The following is an 18,744-nucleotide window of genomic DNA, read 5'->3' as shown; positions in this document are numbered from 1 at the left end:
CTTACCAGCAATAGAAAAATAGGTGTAGGAGCCGGTTCACCCGGCGATCTTTACGCAGTTACCGCGATATAAAACCATACTTACCAGCAATAGAAAAGCAGGTGTAGGAGCCGGTTTACCCGGCGATCTTTATGCTTTTCTGGCATAGCATTAAAGCTACTTAAGCCAATTGCTGATTAATAATTGAGATCATCTCATCAGCGTATTGGTGAATAAAAAAGTGCCCACCGGCAAATTCGGTAAGCTGATATGGCTGTGTCGTTAGCTCCTGCCAAGCTGCAATATGCTCATCTACTATCTCGTCATCGCTGCCATGAAATACATGAATGGGAAGCGGTAAGGCACGTTGCTCTGCGACATAGGTATCTGCGATTTTAAAATCCGCGCGTAGCAAAGGGATAAGTAGCTCCATCAATTCTTTGCTTTCGAGCACTTCTTTTGGCGTGCCATTTAAGTCACGAAGCTCAGCGATAAATTCATCGTGTGGCAAAGCATGCAAGATACGTTTACCGGACTTGCAATGTGGCGCGCGGCTTGCGGATGCGAATATTTTTTGAGGCGTTGGCAAGTTTTCTAGGAGTAATTGAGAAGCCAAAGCGTAAGAAATACGACTGCCCAAGCTGTGACCAAAAAATGCAAATGGCTTGCTGGTAAGATAGTCACGGTAAAACATCAGCTCTTCAATTACATCGGACATGTTATCTATGGCTGGCTCTACGAGACGGGCGCCACGCCCAGGAAGCTGAACAAAAACGAGTTCAATATTGTCATTTGCTTTTTCGATCCAAGATGAAAATATAGTGGGAGAGCCACCAGCATATGGGAAGCAAAATAACCTAAGTTCGGCATTTGGATTTGGTTTTGGGGTAACAAAAAGCTTGCTGTTCATATCCTTTGTCATTAATTCTTATTTTATGTTGGTTGTTATATTATCAATTTATTTACACAGCTAACAGCGTTAGCCTTGTTCTAATTTATTACTACTTTTGTCTGGCGCTGGTAGCATTTTTACTTTCTTGCGAATTTTACGTTTTACTTCCCAGCGTTTTAATGCCCGTCCTATTTGCCACGTGAACACCATTGTGATCACTAGCATCAGCAAAACGACTCGTCCAAGTTCGTGGAAATGCGAGTGGCTTTGTGACATGGCAGCTTCTGTTAAATAGACCATATTGACGAACCCAAGAGGCTGTCCGGTGGGCGTATAAACGGGTTCAGAAATAATACTCTTGGTTTTACTGAGTCCCGGTAAGGTTTGAGGTAGCTGCTGATAATCCGTGGGTGAGGAATTTCCGTCGCTCCCCACAACAAAGCGCCCTTGATAATCATAAATCGCAACTTGAAGTACAAAGTCATCGCCAGCGAGGTGATTTGCCAGAGCGCTCAGCCTTGGCGTATCACTACGAGAAAGAGGCAATGCCACATTTTTTGCGAGCTGCTTGGTGAGGCTTCTTGCAGTAAGATCTGCACCGTTATGGAGCAAGCGATGAGATTCAAAACTGGTATTAAACGCAAGCCATGTCACCATGATCAGGCAAGCCGCAGCAATACATAAACGAAATAATCTGCGTCCTCTGGTCGAGTTTAACACTTCTAATACATGTAAATTTTTCATATTTATCGCATATTGCCCGTTTTTGCTAAGGTCCAGTGCTGACAGCTTAGCGCAATCATGTTAAAAATCGGCTTAACGCTATCAAGGAGCAACTTATGTCGTCAATCATTCAATTCGCTAATAGTGAACTAAACACACCAATTCAGGAATACATGGCGCTAGCGCGCTGGTATAGCTACCAAGGTAACACAAGCCTCACTCAAGTAAATCAACTACCTGAGACGACGACTCAATCAATATGCTTTTTTGGCCCAAATATAGAATTACAACACCTTGTAGAAGTTGCTAAATTTCTTCGAACATTTGCTATCGAGCAGGCTTATTTTACGGCATATCAACCTCATGAACAGCTCCCCGTTGCTTTAGGTATTCGCTTTAATGCATCGCAATTGCCGAGTAAGGCTGAGGTAAGAAATTTTGCCAAAAGCATTAATGCGCAAGGTGCGGTGATAACACAAGCACCTACTCTAGAAGAGCCGGGGCTACTTGTGATGGACATGGACTCCACCGCAATTCAAATTGAATGTATTGACGAAATTGCTCGATTGGCCGACCGATATGACGAAGTGGCTTCTGTCACCGCACAGGCGATGGCGGGTGCACTCTCTTTTTCTGAAAGCCTACATCGCCGCGTTGCGTCACTCTCTGGCGTACCGTTATCACAAATTCAATCATTAAAAGAAAACTTACCGCTAATGCCCGGCATAGAACTGTTGTGTCAGGCGCTCAAGCAGCATCACTGGCACCTTGCCATCGCTTCGGGTGGCTTTACATGGTTTGCAGAATCATTGATTGAGCCACTCCAACTAGACGCTGTATTTGCTAATACTCTAGAGGTGGAAAATGAGCAGCTTACCGGCAAAGTGCTAGGTGATATCGTAGATGCCGATAAAAAGGCGGCAGTGCTAGGTCAACTTGCAACCCAGTATGCGATCCCAATAACTCAAACCGTTGCCATTGGTGATGGCGCAAATGACTTAGTGATGATGGCAAAAGCCCAACTAGGTGTGGCGATCCATGGCAAGCCAAAAGTGGTAGAAAATGCCGACGCGGCGGTTTGTGAAGGGTCTTTGCTACAACTGTTATATTTGCTAAGTGTGCCGAAATAATATGCGCGATGAGACGTACCATGGCAGGTGATTTCTTCAGTTACTCGAGACTATGAGTTAAGTCCGCCCGCGTTTCTGGCAGGCTTCGAGGCCCATCCATGGGTCACGAACTACTTTTCTTTGATGCCCAAAGAATCGTTGCGTAAAAGAAAGGGCTGTTCCTCTTTACCCGAAAATCATACTTCTCGGCAGGTGAACTGCCTCCCACAAAACTATTTGCACCGTGAGTTAGGAGGCTATGCTGATAGTTTATTTTAGCTGTTACAAACAACTTACTTGCTGAAATCGTAGAAGATCTTACAAGCAACTTTATTCCCCCTCCATCACACCCGAAAAGCATAAGCCGATATGCAATGTGCCGACAGGATGTCGGCCAAGTCTTGTCAGGTATCATGGACGTGCCTTACAAGACGGTTGCGATACCAATTGTATTAGGTAAATGAGCCATTTGAAGCGGAGAAATAGCTTTAGTAGCTAGGCAAAAATTTTGCTATTTAGTTGCTCTAAATGAGAAATTTTTAACGACGCTAATATGGTATTTCACCCTTCAAATTGATTGGAGACTTAGTGCAATTGGTATTATATATCGGCTTAAGGTTTGAGGACTAAGTGTGATGATGGGGGCGACGTTTTCTTGGTTCGTTCTTTTTCGTCGTTTAAAAAGAATGAACGAGGAGCGCATGGATGCGTTTTGATACGAACCATGGAGGGTAAGGCTAATATGTCCTCCCGACAGGTTTCGACGCCCATCCATGGGCTACGACTTACTTTTCTTTGATGCCCAAAGAACAAGTAAGCAAAAGAAAGGGCACTCCCAACATCACACTGACTCCTCAAGTAAATTGCCAATATGGACGTCACCGCGGTGCAAGGCTATCCCTAGCCTTGTTGCAGCTTTCCATACATCCATGCGTTGAAATGACGCATTGGCAATTTACTTTCGGGTATGGTGAGGGAGAACAACTGGGCTGACGTGCTTAAAGGAGCACCACCAACAGAACTAAATGTGAATATCAATGCCATATATGAAGAAAATAGTAAAAGACTGGTTGTATTATACTGTTGATTGAAAAGGAAGTTTCAAATACAGCAGGAGGGTAATGATATTATGAATGACATTTGTGAGGCCATAGCAAGTTACTTAGTTCAACAGACGCGAACTGGTTGGGTAAAGATTATTGCTGAAGTAGAGTTTTTCGAGGATGCTGCAGAATTCGACATTACCTGCCAATATTCAGATAACACCATAGAAGATCTTGATAGTGGATTTCAGTTATTTATGAAGTTTAAAGCACTTTACAGAATAACAACTGAAAATTCAGAAAATAAGTGGAATAAAGCAAAGTGTACAATAAATCAAAGCGGTGAATTCAATATTGATTTTGAATGGGATCAAGCGCAAGCAGATGAAATAGAACGTTTATCATAGACTCAGGGCGGGAGCCGAAGTGAAAGCATACTTTGCTAACTACCGTTAAGCAAAGATAAGCTCCGCACTGAGCCTAAATAGGGTAGTTTACTGCGCGAGTATGGCGCTGGAGAGCTTTCAAGGACATGGTATAGTAAGAGTACTGGCAGAGATGAAAGCGCATTTTGCAAAGGACATGATACATAATTTTTTAGGGAATTTTAATGAATTTAACTGACTTAGAAGCAATAACAGAGCAGGCGATAAGAGGGTGCTTTGCCCAATTGAAATCAAGACAACCAGAGAGCAAACTGATAGCGTTTGGATTGTACTGCGATTCAAACTGTTCAAGTTTGGCTCCATCTGCTAACTCTAATGAACACTTAAATTCGTTAATTGAAGAAGATCCCCAAGACTCTACTTATTATAAATGGTCTCCAAGAGAGTGGGCTTTTGAAGGAGAAGGCTCCGAATACTTTCAAGAAATTTCCGAACAGATGACGGAAAACCTGAATAAAGCAGTATCCGCTACATTGCTCAATCAACATAAACTTGATGTTGCACGAATGGCCGTAAATGCTTTAAAAAGGGTTAAAGATTCCGGGTTTTTCAACGAGCTAGGTATAAGACCTATTATTGCTTTTAGCATTATTGATTTCGAAGACTCGGCTACAGAAAAAAGCTGGATAAAGAATCTCAATACAGAGATTGAATTTTTGGAATTTGAAAGATGGATAAATCAGTTGTAGAGCCAAGCTCCGAACTCAGTTCATAACTGCACATGCTTAAACATAAAGAGGTAGGGGGATTATTGCGTTATCTAACCAATTACCCCATAAGCAATAGCACCTGTTTAAGTCTTTTAGAAGCGTTAGGTTCTGATGCAAAACTAAATATGAGCTTACTATAGGCATAAGTAGATGAGCGAATACTTTGAAGAATTTTATAACTTTGGTGGTTTTGGGCCTGCGATTAAAGAGAGCAAGCCGATAGATGAAGATATAGAAGCATATAGAGGCTTATTGCCTGATAACTTGCTAGAGTATTGGCAGAAGTACGGCTTTTGCGGATGGGGAGAGGGGCGGCTATGGATAGTAAACCCTGCTGATTATCAAGGTGTTTTAGGCTCATGGCTGAAAGGGACTAGATTTGAACAAATGCAAAGAAATGGCTTGGATGACTTCTCCGTTATAGCCATTGACGCTTTTGGAGAGATGTATATTTGGGGAAAGAACTCGGGTAATAGCCTATCGATAACAAGCTGTTATGGTATGATTTTTCCAACCTTTAACGAGCATGAGTTTATTGAAGATGGAGATGAACTAACTTTAGATTTATTTTTTGCAAACAAAGTTAGCTCCGAAATTGATCTAAAAGATCACCATGAACAACCTCTTTTTGAATGTGCTTTAGAGAAGTTAGGTCCTCTTGAAAATGGAGAAATCTATGGCTTTGTTCCGGCTCTTAACCTTGGTGGTGAGCCAAAGCTTGAGAATCTCCAAAAAGTAAAAGCCACGGAGCACTTGGCTTTCTTAGCCGATCTTGGAGAGAAGCGTGTTATGGCTGATATCTTTGCGCTATCTAACGGGTTGTTCCACAATCAGTAACGTCCTTTTAGGTGCTGTAATAAGCTTGAACCCATCAGAAGGCAGAAAATTTAAAGCACCCACCCTTGTATTTGCGCTGTCACTAATGCGATATAAAGCAAAACATAGCAAAATAAACCCTTAAGCTTAAACCTGAATGGCGGCAGATATCGTTGAGAGTAAGTGCAATTAATGAATTAGGTAAGCTGTTCAAGAGCAGCAAGTAGAAGGAAATATCAGTGTTTGATGAATTGGTTATAGTAGTTATACGCTATCAGAGCAAAATTCGCTGGTTTAAGGGAGAGCGAGAGCTATGGATATTGGATTTGGTAAAACTAAGAGACACTTTTATAGAAAATGGATATCAAGTTCCAGAGCTCGACGAGTCGGATAGATTTGGCCTCCATATTTTAGATGAAAGTAATGTTGAGACTTTTCTGGATAAAATTCAGGATAATGAACTAAGTTGTAGCGAACTAAGTACAAGGTTTGCATCTAGGTTTCCATCAGCTAGCTCTTGGTGGGATGTGGCTGATTTATTTCCTATGATGTTTATCAACTTTGATGCTAAAAGTGTAGCTGCATTTTATTATGAGGGCGTGCAAATGGAAAAGTACATACCACAACATTGGAACGGTGAATTTATAGATTTTGCAAATGAGTATCCGGAAAATACTTTTCCTGATGATGACAAGTTCTGGGTCATACGCGATTCTGACTTACTTAAAGTTCTAAATGAGCGAGCTAGTAAGCAGTGATATCATTCGAAGGCTGTACCGGCTGATTTTGCGCAGAATAGTCGTGTAATACATCTAGGGTGAAGTCTTTTATCAAATAGTTAGGATCACCAGCTCAACTCATAACTGCTTAGCGCTTTGGGTGCCCGAGTTAAGTGAAAATGCAAACATCGTTTCACTACCTTCAAATCATATGCTAAAGAAAACATTGAAGTGAGTGACGTGTTGAGGCAGGTAAATCGTGGTTTGGTTTCTGTGCTACCAAGACCAAGCTCTGCGGAAAACATCACATACTTTAAGCGTTAAATTATAATTTAAGAAGGTAACCCCAAAATGAGCGAGATCGCTGAGCCCTTAAGGTCAATATTAAGAGACTATTGCCATGTTGAGGCTTACGATCCTGATATATTAAGAGTGGATATAGGTCGCGGGGAATCTTACCCTTATGACGGTGACTTGGTAAAATCCCAACTTCGAGAGGCGATAGACTTAAATCTGATTTCACTAACAGAGTATGAAGAACTAACTGACGAAGACTTTGACTCGGTTGAAGACCTCCATAAATGGCTAGAAGAGATATATTTAGAGTTGTTGTAAGTGCTTTTAATGTCCCTATTTTGAGAAAATAGATGTGTATGTCTGTGTAATTTCACATGGATAGAGCAAGCCCACTGAAACATAGATTGTGGGTCTGATAAAAGCAGCACATGGATGCACTTTGATATTAAATAGGGAGAGTTATTGCCATGCGCCGTTTTGAATTTGGCGAGGCGTGCTACGCCATCCCTCAAATTGTGACTCGACGTTTTCATTAAAGTTACGAAAGAGCTGTTCGATGTTTTGTGCAGGTACAATATTGCACGGATTGCTGCTTTCTTGTCGTAAATACTCGAAAAAAGCGTTGCTGTTGTGCTCGACCATAAATCCCGTAAATAGGTAACTATTGGCATATAAGGTGGTACTTTGCATGGTTTGCCACTGATTTTCGCTATTGAATAGGGTGTTAATATCAAGCTTGGCAAAGCGGGATTTCAAAATCCCTTCTTTTGTCAACCAGTCTTCATCAGAGAGGTAAATCGAAAATTGACCCGTATCGGTAATTCTTAGGTGCTCAAAATACTCGGCTAAGCCTTCTGTTACCCAGCGAGGGGTTACGCCGAAATAGTAAAAAACTAGGGCATGCACGGACTCATGGATAAGTGTTCTTAGCGTTTCTTCCTCAGTGCGACTGCCATTAATAAAGCCCTGATTTTGAAACAAGAAGTACATGCCTAAAGTACCGGCTGGCTCTGCATCGCGAGAGAGAATTAACTCATTGTAGTCAGTATCATTGGCGGTAATATGCATGTTCAATTGTATGGGAGATAAGGCTTTTTTATGCGCTAATTGGTTAAAAAAGTGCTTAAACATCATATACACCACGTTGAGAGCTTGCTGCGCCTGATACTCAACATAAGGGCTCACGGGTTCACCCGTTAGATTAAGTTTAAAATTCTCAATGTCGTTGAATTGTGTTTGCAAGGAAAATACCTCGCGCTTTAGTGCTCCGCAGGTAGGTGTTGAGATACCACTGAACATATTAACAATATCACTGTGTCCGTTTAGGCTATAAAAGGTTTTGTCTGGTACTTCAGATAGGTGTTGTCTTGTTATTTTTGGCGGTGCAACCGTTGGGGGCTGAGCGATATCAGGATGACTTAAGTGTGTTTCTGTATGGGTTTCAAGCTGTATGCCGAATTCAGTCAATAAAGGTTTGATAGACCTCATCGAGTTTGCTGCGGCACTTGGATAGATAAAATAAAGTGCAAACAATATCAGTGTGATGATAAATAGTAGGACAAAGATCCGCCAAACCAAAGTGATATCCTTGTGTAATACCTGTCCGGAGACTTTGGTTATACTCGATTATCGGTAAGTTTGGCAATGGGTAATTTGATTATCTACTTATTCCCAAACCGTTAAATAACAGTCAGTTTAGTGTGTCATAAAGTGTATTGCTTGCTTTATGTATCATTCTTTTTTCTACAACAATGTACCCATAACTTAATTCGTTGCCTATACTTTTTGAAAAAATAACAGAGTATGCAGATGAAAGTGGTTTGGCCGTTAGTTTTGCTGTGTTGTGCGAGTACGAGCGCACTCGAGGCTCAGGTGAATATTACGACGGGGCAATGGCCGCCGTACTTAGATCAAACAAAACAAGATCAAGGTTGTGTGGCTGTGGTGATCAGAGATGTCTTTGCGCTCTCTGATATTAAAGTTCGGTTTTTATTTATGCCTTGGGAGCGTGCTTATCAAGAAGGTATGAAGGCGGCTTACATTGGTAGCGCCTATTGGTATTATAGTGAGCAAAGGAGTAAAGACTATATTTATACACAATATCCACTTACCGAAGAAACAGCACGTTTTTATCATCATCGAGATCTAGCATTTACCTATACGAGTTACGCAGATCTTAAGCCATTTAGGTTGTTGCTCAATCAAGGATTAACTTATCCGCCCTCTATGCTAGAGGCGATAGAGACGCTTGAAATCAAAACCTCATACGCCACGTATACCAGTAAAAATGTGGCACTGATCCTACGAAACCGTGCAGATATAATGGTTATGGATGAAAAGTCGGCGAAATCCTATCAGCAGGAGCTGCCAGCTCAAGAAGCCCAGTTATTAGTGGCGCAAGCGGTCCCGGCTTTTATTCAAAAAGGCTATTTGCTTATTAATAAGCATCACAGTGAATATGTCGAACTGTATAATGAAGGGCTTAAAAAGCTGTGGGGGGATGAAGACTATGTTGCTCAATATCGTGCTCGCTGCTCTCGTGTGTTTACCGATTGATTGCTTTTTGGCTTTGCTAAAACCAAATAATGTCCTGATTCGTTGCAAAATCATTCATAAGTGAGAACCCAAATTCGGTTTTAATATTTTTCATAGCCTGTTGCCTATTTTAACGATATATCAAGCATAAAGAATGTTATTACACGTAAAGCCTAATGGTGTATTCAGTGGTTTTTAAAGCATGCTTTGCAGCCAACAACCGTAAAGGCTATCTTGAATCTCATTGGCTGCTTTAGATTAAGACTTGCCTATCCAAAGCGCCTTTCTGATAGTTTTATTTAGAGTTAAATAGAATATTACCATCTGGTCTGACCATTTAAATCACCTTTTAAATTTTGCTAATTCTTGGTTAAAGTTTATGCACTTCAACTGTTGTTTTTACACTCAGCTATTTATTGAATTGGGCTGAATTTTGACAGTTGTCATGGATTTTGATAACGTATTGTGCAAATTTGGTATGACCAATTTACCTATGAAGTTAATTCTTACCAAATTGATTAAAATAAGTCAGCAGTCTGGCTAGGTCACATCATAAAAAATTGGCGTTATTTCAATGTCTTTAAAGATTAAAGCAGCAAAACTATCGGACGTAATACTAGAACAGCTTGAGAATATGATCCTCGAGGGCTCGTTATTACCGGGTGAAAAGTTGCCGCCTGAGCGTGAGCTAGCTAAGCAATTTGAAGTGTCGCGTCCATCACTACGTGAGGCTATCCAGAAATTGGAAGCAAAGGGGCTTGTAACCCGTCGTCAAGGTGGTGGTACGTATGTTAAGAATCAGCTCGAAGAGGGGCTAACTGATCCATTATTCGACTTGATCAGTAAACACCCTGAATCTCAGTTCGATTTACTTGAGTTCCGTCATGCACTAGAGGGCATTGCAGCCTACTATGCGGCGCTCAGGGGCACAGAGAATGACTTTGCAAAGGTACAACAAAGCTTTGACAACATAGCACAGATAGGTGATGACCTGATGCAAAAGGCAAGGGCAATTAATGCTTTTCACTTTGCCGTTGCAGAAGCGTCGCACAACGTCGTCCTGCTTCATCTTGTAAAAGGGATGCAGTCATTGCTTGAGCAAAACGTGCTGCAAAACTTAACCGTCTTGGTGCAAAAATCAGACGTCAGTGAGCAGCTCGGTGAGCACAGAAAGTTGTTATTAGATGCGGTGATCAATGGTAATCCTGAACAAGCAAGACTTGCTAGTAACGCCCACTTAGCCTTTATCGAAGAAGCGTTATTAGAAGCCGGTAAAGAGCGTTCGCGAATAGAGCGCTCACTGCGTAGAACAAAACAGCAGTAATCGGGCTTGATTCAGTAAGAATTGGCACAAATAGAATAAATTCGTATTTTAAACATAAGGAACACTCCATATGTCTGAAGTCAATAAAATTGACGTAGACGCGCTAGAAACCCAAGAATGGTTACAGGCGCTTGAGTCGGTCGTAAAAGAAGAAGGCGTAGAGCGCGCTCAGTTCTTGTTAGAGCAAGTATTAGAGCAAGCGCGTCTTGATGGCGTAGATATGCCAACAGGCACTACGACTAACTATGTCAACACTATCCCAGCAGATCAAGAACCTGCGTATCCAGGGGATGTGAACCTTGAGCGTCGTATTCGCTCTATCATCCGTTGGAATGCGATCATGATCGTACTTCGTGCGTCGAAGAAAGATCTTGAGCTGGGCGGGCATATGGCCTCTTACCAGTCGTCAGCTGCATTCTATGAAATGTGTTTCAACCACTTCTTCCGTGCACCAAACGAGAAGGACGGTGGTGACTTAGTATATTACCAAGGCCACATTTCTCCGGGTATTTATGCTCGTGCGTTTGTCGAAGGCCGCCTAAGCGCTGAACAGCTAGACAACTTCCGTCAGGAAGTAGACGGTAACGGTATTTCTTCATACCCACACCCTAAATTAATGCCTGAATTCTGGCAGTTCCCAACGGTTTCTATGGGTCTAGGTCCAATCGCGTCTATCTATCAAGCGCGCTTCCTTAAATACCTAGATGGCCGTGGACTAAAAGACACCTCTGAGCAACGCGTTTATGCCTTCCTTGGTGATGGTGAAATGGACGAGCCAGAATCACGTGGTGCAATTTCATTCGCTGCCCGTGAAAAGCTAGACAATCTATGCTATCTAATCAACTGTAACCTACAGCGTCTTGACGGCCCAGTAATGGGTAACGGTAAGATCATTCAGGAGCTAGAAGGCCTATTTAAAGGTGCTGGTTGGAACGTGATCAAAGTGGTTTGGGGTTCTGGTTGGGACAAACTACTGGCTAAAGACACCACAGGTAAATTACTACAACTGATGAACGAAACAGTTGATGGCGATTACCAAACTTACAAATCAAAAGATGGTGCGTTCGTACGCGAGCACTTCTTTGGTCGTTACCCAGAAACTGCAGCATTGGTTGCTGATATGACTGACGAAGAAATCTTTGCGTTGAAGCGCGGTGGTCACGAGCCGTCTAAACTATTCGCGGCGTTTAAAGCGGCGCAAGACACCAAAGGTCGTCCAACAGTTATCTTAGCTAAAACGGTAAAAGGTTACGGCATGGGTGCTGCGGCTGAAGGTAAGAACATTGCTCACCAAGTTAAGAAAATGGACATGACGCACGTAGCGCATCTACGTTCACGTCTAGGTCTAGATGACTTAGTGTCTGACGAGCAATTACAAGACCTACCATACTTAACGCTAGAAGAGGGCTCAAAAGAGCACGAGTATTTACATGCTCGCCGTAACGCCCTTCATGGTTACACGCCTAAGCGTTTGCCTAATTTCACAGAAACGTTAACGCTACCAGAGTTAGATGCATTCAAACCGCTTCTAGAAGAGCAAAAGCGTGATATTTCTACAACGATGGCATATGTTCGTGCATTAAACATCTTACTAAAAGATAAGAGCATCGGTAAAAATATCGTACCTATTATTGCTGACGAAGCACGTACTTTTGGTATGGAAGGTTTATTCCGTCAAATCGGTATTTATAACCCACATGGCCAAAACTACAAGCCTGAAGACCGCGATATTGTTTCTTACTACAAAGAAGCAACCTCTGGTCAGGTACTACAAGAAGGTATCAATGAGCTAGGTGCAATGTCTTCATGGGTGGCTGCGGCAACCTCATACAGCACCAACGATTTGCCAATGATCCCGTTCTATATCTACTACTCAATGTTTGGTTTCCAACGTGTAGGTGATATGGCGTGGATGGCGGGCGATCAACAAGCGCGCGGCTTCTTACTTGGTGCAACCGCTGGTCGTACAACGCTAAATGGTGAAGGTCTACAGCACGAAGACGGTCACTCGCACATTCAAGCAGGTACGGTGCCTAACTGTATTTCTTACGACCCAACGTTTGCATTTGAAGTAGCGGTTATTTTGCAAGATGGTATCCGTCGTATGTACGGTCCAGAGCAAGAGAACGTTTTCTACTACCTAACGCTCATGAACGAAAACTACCATCAACCTGCAATGCCAGAAGGCGCTGAAGAAGGTATTCGTAAGGGTATTTACAAGCTTGAAAGCTACACTGGCGACAAAGCACAGGTTCAGTTAATGGGCTCTGGTACTATCTTGAACGAAGTACGTAAAGCGGCGCAAATTCTAAGCGACGACTACGGTATCGGTTCTGATGTATTCTCTGTAACGTCATTCAACGAGCTTGCTCGTGACGGTCAAGATGCTGAGCGCTTTAACATGCTAAATCCAGAAGCAGAGCAAAAAGTACCTTATATCACGAGTGTGCTTGGTGATGCGCCAGCAATTGCAGCTACCGATTACATGAAAAACTATGCTGATCAAGTACGTGCATTTATGCCGAGCGCATCTTACAAAGTACTTGGCACAGACGGCTACGGTCGTTCAGACAGCCGTGAAAACCTACGTCGTCACTTTGAAGTGAACGCAGGTTACGTAGTAGTTGCTGCACTTGGTGAGCTAGTTAAGCAAGGCAAGATTGAAAAATCAGCTGTGACTGACGCTATCAAAAAATTTGATATCGACACCACCAAAACTAACCCACTTTACGCATAAGAGGACGAGTAATGGCAATCGAAATTCATGTTCCAGATATTGGTGCCGATGAGGTTGAAGTAACCGAGATCCTAGTAAGCGTAGGTGACACGGTTGCAGAAGAGCAATCGCTTATCACGGTTGAAGGCGACAAAGCATCAATGGAAGTACCTGCCTCTGTGGCAGGTACGGTGAAAGAAATCAAAATAGCCGAAGGCGATAAAGTCTCGACTGGCTCTTTGATTATGGTTTTTGAAGCCGCAGGTGAAGAAGCACCGGCAGAGCAACCAGCAGAAGAAGCTAAGCCAGAAGCAAACGCTTCAGGTCAGACAGAAGTGAAAGAAGTTCACGTACCAGATATTGGTGGCGATGAAGTTGAAGTCACAGAAATCTTAGTGGCAGCTGGTGATGTTGTTGAAGAAGAGCAATCGCTTATCACGGTTGAAGGCGACAAGGCTTCAATGGAAGTACCTGCGCCATTTGCTGGTACTATCAAAGAGGTGAAAATCAACGCGGGTGACAAAGTGTCAACGGGTTCATTGATCTTCACTTTTGAAGTTGCAGGTAGCGGTGATGCGCCAGCAGCTTCTGAAGCGCAAGCACCAGCACAGGAACAAGCGCCAGCAGCATCAGCTGAAAAAGAAGTACACGTACCAGATATCGGTGGTGACGAAGTTGAAGTCACTGAAATCATGGTTGCTGTAGGCGATAGCGTTGAAGAAGAGCAATCGCTTATCACGGTTGAAGGCGACAAAGCCTCAATGGAAGTGCCAGCACCGTTCGCAGGTACGATTAAAGCCATCAAAGTCAATGCTGGCGATAAAGTATCAACGGGTTCTTTAATCTTCGTATTCGAAGTGAAAGGCGCGGCACCTGCACCTCAGGCAGCAGCTAAAGCTGAAGAAAAGCCAGCGCAATCAGCGGCTCCAGCGGCGAAATCTGAAGCACCAAAAGCTTCTGCACAAAAAGATGATTTTGTGGCCAATGATCAATATGCCCACGCATCACCTGTGGTACGTCGTCTAGCGCGTGAGTTTGGGGTTAACCTAGCTCGCGTTAAAGGTACAGGTCGTAAGAACCGTGTACTAAAAGAAGACGTACAAAACTACGTGAAAGAGCTGGTTAAGCAAGTTGAGTCTGGTCAAGTCGCAAAAGGCGGCAACACCGGTGGCGGTGAACTTGGTCTTATTCCTTGGCCAAAAGTAGACTTCAGCAAGTTTGGTGAAGTTGAAGAGAAGAAGCTTTCTCGCATCAATAAGCTATCAGGTGCAAACCTTCACCGTAACTGGGTACAAATCCCACATGTTACGCAGTTTGACGAAGCCGATATCACTGAGCTTGAAGCGTTCCGTAAAGAACAGAATGTGCTTGCTGAGAAGAAGAAAATGGGTGTGAAGATCACGCCATTAGTATTCGTGATGAAAGCCGCTGCAAAAGCACTTGAAGACTTCCCAACGTTTAACTCTTCACTATCTGAAGATGGTGAGAGCTTAATTCTGAAGAAGTATGTTCATATCGGTATCGCAGTTGATACACCAAATGGTCTTGTAGTTCCTGTTGTTCGCGACGTGAATAAAAAAGGCATCATTGAGTTATCACGCGAATTGATGGAAATCTCTAAGAAAGCACGTGATGGTAAGCTGACATCTTCTGACATGCAGGGTGGCTGCTTCACTATTTCAAGCCTTGGCGGGATCGGCGGTACGGCGTTTACGCCAATCGTTAACGCCCCTGAAGTGGCGATTCTTGGTGTGTCTAAGTCAGACTTCAAACCGAAATGGAATGGTAAAGAGTTTGAGCCGCGCCTAATGGTGCCGCTAAGCTGTTCATACGACCATCGTGTCATTGACGGCGCACTAGCAGCTCGCTTTACTGTGACACTTGCAAACTACCTAAGCGATATTCGCCAGTTAGTAATGTAAGAATAGAAACCGCATCACTTAGGTGATGCGGTTTTCTTGTATTTTGTTGTTCCGCTTGATATTTAGGCGGGACAATAGAGAGTGTGAATGATACACTTTCGAGCAATAATAACTCTCTCTGCCCTGTGCCCCGAATCGGGTGTTTGGCAGGCACTTTGGGTCGGCTACTCTCGACGAGTAAACCCGTTCAAATAACAGTTAAGGTAATAACATGAGCAACGAAATCAAAACTCAAGTTGTTGTACTAGGCGGTGGTCCTGGTGGTTACTCTGCGGCATTCCGTGCAGCAGACTTAGGTTTAGACGTTACACTAATCGAATCTCGCGACACGCTAGGTGGTGTGTGCTTGAACGTTGGTTGTATCCCTTCAAAAGCCCTTCTTCACGTTGCAAAAGTAATCGACGATGCAGCTGAAATGGCTTCTCACGGTGTTTCTTTCGGTGCTCCACAAATCGACCTAGACAAAATCCGTTCATGGAAAGAGTCTGTAATTGGTCAGCTAACTGGCGGCCTTAGCGGTATGGCTAAGATGCGTAAAGTTACTGTAGTTAACGGCTACGGTAAGTTCACAGGTTCTAACACCATTGCGGTTGAAGGTGCTGATGGCGCGAAGACGGTAACTTTCGATAATGCAATCATTGCAGCAGGTTCTCAGCCTGTAAGCTTACCTTTCATTCCTGAAGATGATCGTATCATTGATTCGACTGGTGCACTTGAGCTTAAAGACGTACCTGAAAAGCTACTTGTACTAGGTGGTGGTATCATTGGTCTTGAAATGGGTACTGTTTACCGTTCACTAGGTTCAGCAATTGACGTAGTTGAGTTTGCTGATCAACTAGTACCTGCGGCTGACAAAGACGTTATCAAGATTTACCAAAAGTACGTTAAGGACAAGTTTAACGTGATGCTTTCTACTAAAGTGGTTGCTGTTGAAGCGAAAGAAGACGGTATCTACGTATCTTTCGAAGGCAAGCAAGCACCAGAAGGCCAAGTTCGTTATGACAAAGTACTAGTTGCTGTTGGTCGTACACCAAATGGTAAGCTAATCGACGCTGACAAAGCGGGCGTAAATGTTGATGAGCGTGGCTTTATCAGCACTGACAAGCAAATGAAAACCAACGTTGATCACATCTTCGCTATCGGTGACATCGTAGGTCAACCTATGCTTGCACACAAAGCGGTTCACGAAGGTCACGTTGCTGCTGAAGTTATCTCTGGTAAGAAGCACTACTTCGATCCTAAGTGTATTCCATCAATTGCATACACAGATCCAGAAATCGCTTGGGTTGGTGTGACTGAGAAAGAAGCAAAAGAGCAAGGTCTAAGCATTGAAACTGCGGTATTCCCGTGGGCGGCTTCTGGTCGTGCGATTGCTTCTGCACGTACTGAAGGTTCAACTAAGCTTATCTTTGATAAAGAGTCAGGCCGTGTGATCGGTGGTGCTATGGTTGGTATCAACGCTGGTGAAATGCTTGGTGAAATCGGCCTAGCAGTAGAGATGGGTGCTGATGGTGAAGACCTAGCGCTTACTATCCACGCTCACCCAACGCTGAACGAGTCAATTGGTCTAGCTGCTGAAATCTTCGAAGGTTCAATTACTGACCTTCCAAACAAAAAAGCCGTGAAGAAAAAGTAAGTTTTTCTAAGCTTTTCAAAAACCCAGCCTCGCGCTGGGTTTTTTGTTTTTGGGGCCCAAGGTTGTAACTCGCTCCTTATAACCTTGGCAGACTAGTTTCTAACCAGTATGCTTAGACAAGGGGCAAAGGTGTTGAGTATACATGGAACAAATTGAGATATTTGAGATCCCAAGTCCGTGTAAGGGGATCTGTCAGGTAAATAATCGCGGCTATTGTAAAGGTTGTTATCGTAGTCGAGAGGAGCGTTTTGAGTGGAATAATCTTAGTAACGAGCAAAAACGTAGAGTTATTGCGTTGTGTCAACAGCGTTACAAACGGTACTTGCAACGTAAATCAAAAGCGGATCAAGCTGATGATCAAACAGCAGAGAACTTTAAATTTGATATTTAGCTCTAAGCATTTCTATTATTCCTTCATGCTCAAACTCTTCTAGTTTTGCTTTGATAAGTGGGATTAAATGCTCATAGCGTTTATGCACAAAATGAAAACTTTCAACAACAGCTAAGTTTTTTATTTGCAATGTTTCTTCGTTGATATTTTTTAAATGCGGCTTCAAATGAAAGTCAAGAATAAGCGCGCCTTCAACCTGCCGTTGCACAACTAGGTTGAGTTGTGTCACCGCACTTTTAACATCAATAATATAAGCTTGTATATGGTGTTCAGCCAAATAGGCCGTGGCTACGGGGTAGCCGCTTCGGATGGTCAAAGAGCTAACCGCTTTTAGATCACAGTGGCTGCAAAGGCTTAAAAATTGTAAGTTAAACTGAAACAAAGCGTAGTCAACCCGTCGTAGGTTCGGATACTCTGTTTCAACACTGGCAACGCGAGCCAGTTGCCCATCTAAATTACCTGCATTAGCTGCAATTAAAGAGCCCTTATGGTTAAATTCTTCAAGGCGTAGCTCTACGCCCAGTTCATGATAAACCATTCCCATGAGTTCTATTACATAGCGTGCTTGAGGGGTTTGTGGTGGCTTATTGAAGCGCATCACATTTGGTATGTCATTGGCTGCATGAACCACAGTCGAAACTATCAATAATAAACACAGTAATACCGCTTTCAATCCAACTCCTTTGATGCGCTACCCTAAAGTTGTAATGTCGTTAAGTATACATAATTTTTACAATAAAAGGCACAGTATCACGCTTTACTCAAAACCAGATAAAACTCGATTTTGCTGCAATAGCGGTAGTGGCTTGTGATACACTTGGTCTATCCTTTGCTGAAAATTGAATGATGTGTAATGAGCTATAATCTGTGTTTGCTGCCCAGACAAGAAAAGTACCAAATTCAACTTGAATATGAAGCGTCGTTTTGGGCTTATCAAATTAAACGAGGCAAAAAAAGCAGGGAGGCTATTTATGACACGATTAATCAAAGGCCGCTATCGGAGCAGGACACGCTAAAGCAAAAATTTGAATATTACCTGAGCCTAATGCTTGCTTAATGTATAAAGTTGAATTGCTTCCGGCTATTATGACGCCGCTTGTAAATAAATTTTATGATGCACACCGAGTTCGTGGGCGTGCTGCAAAACACGACAAAGTGTCAGTGGTAAAAGATGGCAGTGAAATTATCGCAGCTTGCCGTTTGCAACCTGTAGACGGCAACTGGTTGCTTGTTGGCGTTTATGTTGCGCCACAGCGCAGAAACCAAGGTATCGCGAAAACACTCATTGAATCCGCAATTAAGCAGTTTCGCAGTGAGCAGTCACGACAGATAATTTATACTTTTGCGTATTGCCATTTAAGTGACTTTTATCTCTCCCTTGGGTTTCAACGCAATTCACGAGAATTACCTCCTGAACTTGCTTCTCGCTTATCTAGTTATCTTGGACAAAATCGTAAACTCATGGCAATGTATTACGTCTAGTTAA

18 protein-coding genes are annotated in these 18,744 nt (G+C 42.9%); 14 read left to right on the top strand and 4 right to left on the bottom strand.

Features of this window, described 5'->3' with window-relative positions; translation table 11 throughout:
* Positions 1–160: 160 nt before the first annotated feature.
* Together DRB05_RS09425 and DRB05_RS09420 are read right to left on the bottom strand one after the other, a co-directional pair.
* Positions 161–889 carry an alpha/beta fold hydrolase gene (locus DRB05_RS09425; RefSeq protein WP_128726722.1) on the bottom strand — a complete coding sequence of 243 codons (729 nt, stop codon included), beginning with the start codon at positions 887–889 and terminating at the stop codon, positions 161–163.
* A 69-nt stretch (positions 890–958) separates the two neighbouring features.
* Complete coding sequence (locus DRB05_RS09420; RefSeq protein ID WP_128726721.1) at positions 959–1,615, bottom strand: AhpA/YtjB family protein; 657 nt, start codon at positions 1,613–1,615, stop codon at positions 959–961.
* A 95-nt stretch (positions 1,616–1,710) separates the two neighbouring features.
* On the opposite strand from DRB05_RS09420, the gene serB reads away from it, so the two are divergent.
* From serB to DRB05_RS09390, 6 genes are all read left to right on the top strand, one after another.
* Positions 1,711–2,724: a phosphoserine phosphatase SerB gene (serB, locus tag DRB05_RS09415; RefSeq protein WP_128726720.1), complete on the top strand. Its 1,014-nt coding sequence runs from the start codon at positions 1,711–1,713 to the stop codon at positions 2,722–2,724.
* 1,108 nt (positions 2,725–3,832) lie between these two features.
* Positions 3,833–4,153 carry an immunity protein YezG family protein gene (locus DRB05_RS09410; protein WP_128726719.1) on the top strand — a complete coding sequence of 107 codons (321 nt, stop codon included), beginning with the start codon at positions 3,833–3,835 and terminating at the stop codon, positions 4,151–4,153.
* A 203-nt stretch (positions 4,154–4,356) separates the two neighbouring features.
* Complete coding sequence (locus DRB05_RS09405; RefSeq protein WP_128726718.1) at positions 4,357–4,881, top strand: DUF4303 domain-containing protein; 525 nt, start codon at positions 4,357–4,359, stop codon at positions 4,879–4,881.
* Between the two features lie 171 nt (positions 4,882–5,052).
* Positions 5,053–5,739, top strand: coding sequence for a GAD-like domain-containing protein (locus DRB05_RS09400; protein ID WP_128726717.1), 687 nt, complete (start codon positions 5,053–5,055; stop codon positions 5,737–5,739).
* 218 nt (positions 5,740–5,957) lie between these two features.
* On the top strand, positions 5,958–6,476 hold the full coding sequence (locus DRB05_RS09395) for a group-specific protein (protein WP_128726716.1): 519 nt from the start codon (positions 5,958–5,960) through the stop codon (positions 6,474–6,476).
* Positions 6,477–6,788: 312 nt separating this feature from the next.
* Positions 6,789–7,052 carry a hypothetical protein gene (locus DRB05_RS09390; protein ID WP_128726715.1) on the top strand — a complete coding sequence of 88 codons (264 nt, stop codon included), beginning with the start codon at positions 6,789–6,791 and terminating at the stop codon, positions 7,050–7,052.
* Positions 7,053–7,193: 141 nt separating this feature from the next.
* Here DRB05_RS09390 and DRB05_RS09385 read toward each other — a convergent pair whose 3' ends face one another.
* Entirely contained in the window at positions 7,194–8,312 is a 1,119-nt protein-coding gene (locus DRB05_RS09385; RefSeq protein WP_128726714.1) for a DUF1570 domain-containing protein, read from the bottom strand.
* Positions 8,313–8,543: 231 nt separating this feature from the next.
* On the opposite strand from DRB05_RS09385, the gene DRB05_RS09380 reads away from it, so the two are divergent.
* From DRB05_RS09380 to DRB05_RS09355, 6 genes are all read left to right on the top strand, one after another.
* The gene (locus DRB05_RS09380; RefSeq protein WP_128726713.1) at positions 8,544–9,290 is read left to right on the top strand and encodes a transporter substrate-binding domain-containing protein; all 747 of its coding nucleotides are present in this window, start codon (positions 8,544–8,546) and stop codon (positions 9,288–9,290) included.
* Between the two features lie 553 nt (positions 9,291–9,843).
* Positions 9,844–10,593, top strand: coding sequence for a pyruvate dehydrogenase complex transcriptional repressor PdhR (pdhR, locus tag DRB05_RS09375; RefSeq protein ID WP_125250480.1), 750 nt, complete (start codon positions 9,844–9,846; stop codon positions 10,591–10,593).
* Between the two features lie 70 nt (positions 10,594–10,663).
* Positions 10,664–13,330 (top strand): pyruvate dehydrogenase (acetyl-transferring), homodimeric type, encoded by a 2,667-nt coding sequence (aceE, locus tag DRB05_RS09370; protein WP_128726712.1) that lies wholly within the window; start codon positions 10,664–10,666, stop codon positions 13,328–13,330.
* Positions 13,331–13,341: 11 nt separating this feature from the next.
* Positions 13,342–15,231 (top strand): pyruvate dehydrogenase complex dihydrolipoyllysine-residue acetyltransferase, encoded by a 1,890-nt coding sequence (gene aceF, locus DRB05_RS09365; protein ID WP_125250478.1) that lies wholly within the window; start codon positions 13,342–13,344, stop codon positions 15,229–15,231.
* A 211-nt stretch (positions 15,232–15,442) separates the two neighbouring features.
* Entirely contained in the window at positions 15,443–16,867 is a 1,425-nt protein-coding gene (gene lpdA, locus DRB05_RS09360) for a dihydrolipoyl dehydrogenase (protein WP_128726711.1), read from the top strand.
* 142 nt (positions 16,868–17,009) lie between these two features.
* A complete protein-coding gene (locus DRB05_RS09355; protein ID WP_128726710.1) occupies positions 17,010–17,258 on the top strand; it encodes a DUF1289 domain-containing protein in 249 nt (82 codons plus the stop codon).
* Here DRB05_RS09355 and DRB05_RS09350 read toward each other — a convergent pair.
* Positions 17,242–17,931: a hypothetical protein gene (locus tag DRB05_RS09350; RefSeq protein ID WP_235956573.1), complete on the bottom strand. Its 690-nt coding sequence runs from the start codon at positions 17,929–17,931 to the stop codon at positions 17,242–17,244. The two genes, DRB05_RS09355 and DRB05_RS09350, sit on opposite strands and share 17 nt — an antisense overlap.
* Before the next feature lie 180 nt (positions 17,932–18,111).
* Between DRB05_RS09350 and DRB05_RS09345 the strand changes: the two genes are divergently transcribed.
* Positions 18,112–18,315, top strand: coding sequence for a DUF3283 family protein (locus tag DRB05_RS09345; protein ID WP_010374667.1), 204 nt, complete (start codon positions 18,112–18,114; stop codon positions 18,313–18,315).
* Positions 18,315–18,740, top strand: coding sequence for a GNAT family N-acetyltransferase (locus tag DRB05_RS09340; RefSeq protein ID WP_128726709.1), 426 nt, complete (start codon positions 18,315–18,317; stop codon positions 18,738–18,740). The genes DRB05_RS09345 and DRB05_RS09340 overlap by 1 nt, the downstream gene beginning before the upstream one ends.
* The last annotated feature ends 4 nt before the right edge of the window (positions 18,741–18,744 follow it).

The organism is Pseudoalteromonas sp. A757 (genome assembly GCF_004103285.1).
GTDB lineage: Bacteria > Pseudomonadota > Gammaproteobacteria > Enterobacterales > Alteromonadaceae > Pseudoalteromonas > Pseudoalteromonas galatheae.
Note: the sequence above shows the minus strand (reverse complement) of the source record. Positions and strands in the feature narration are given on the sequence as shown.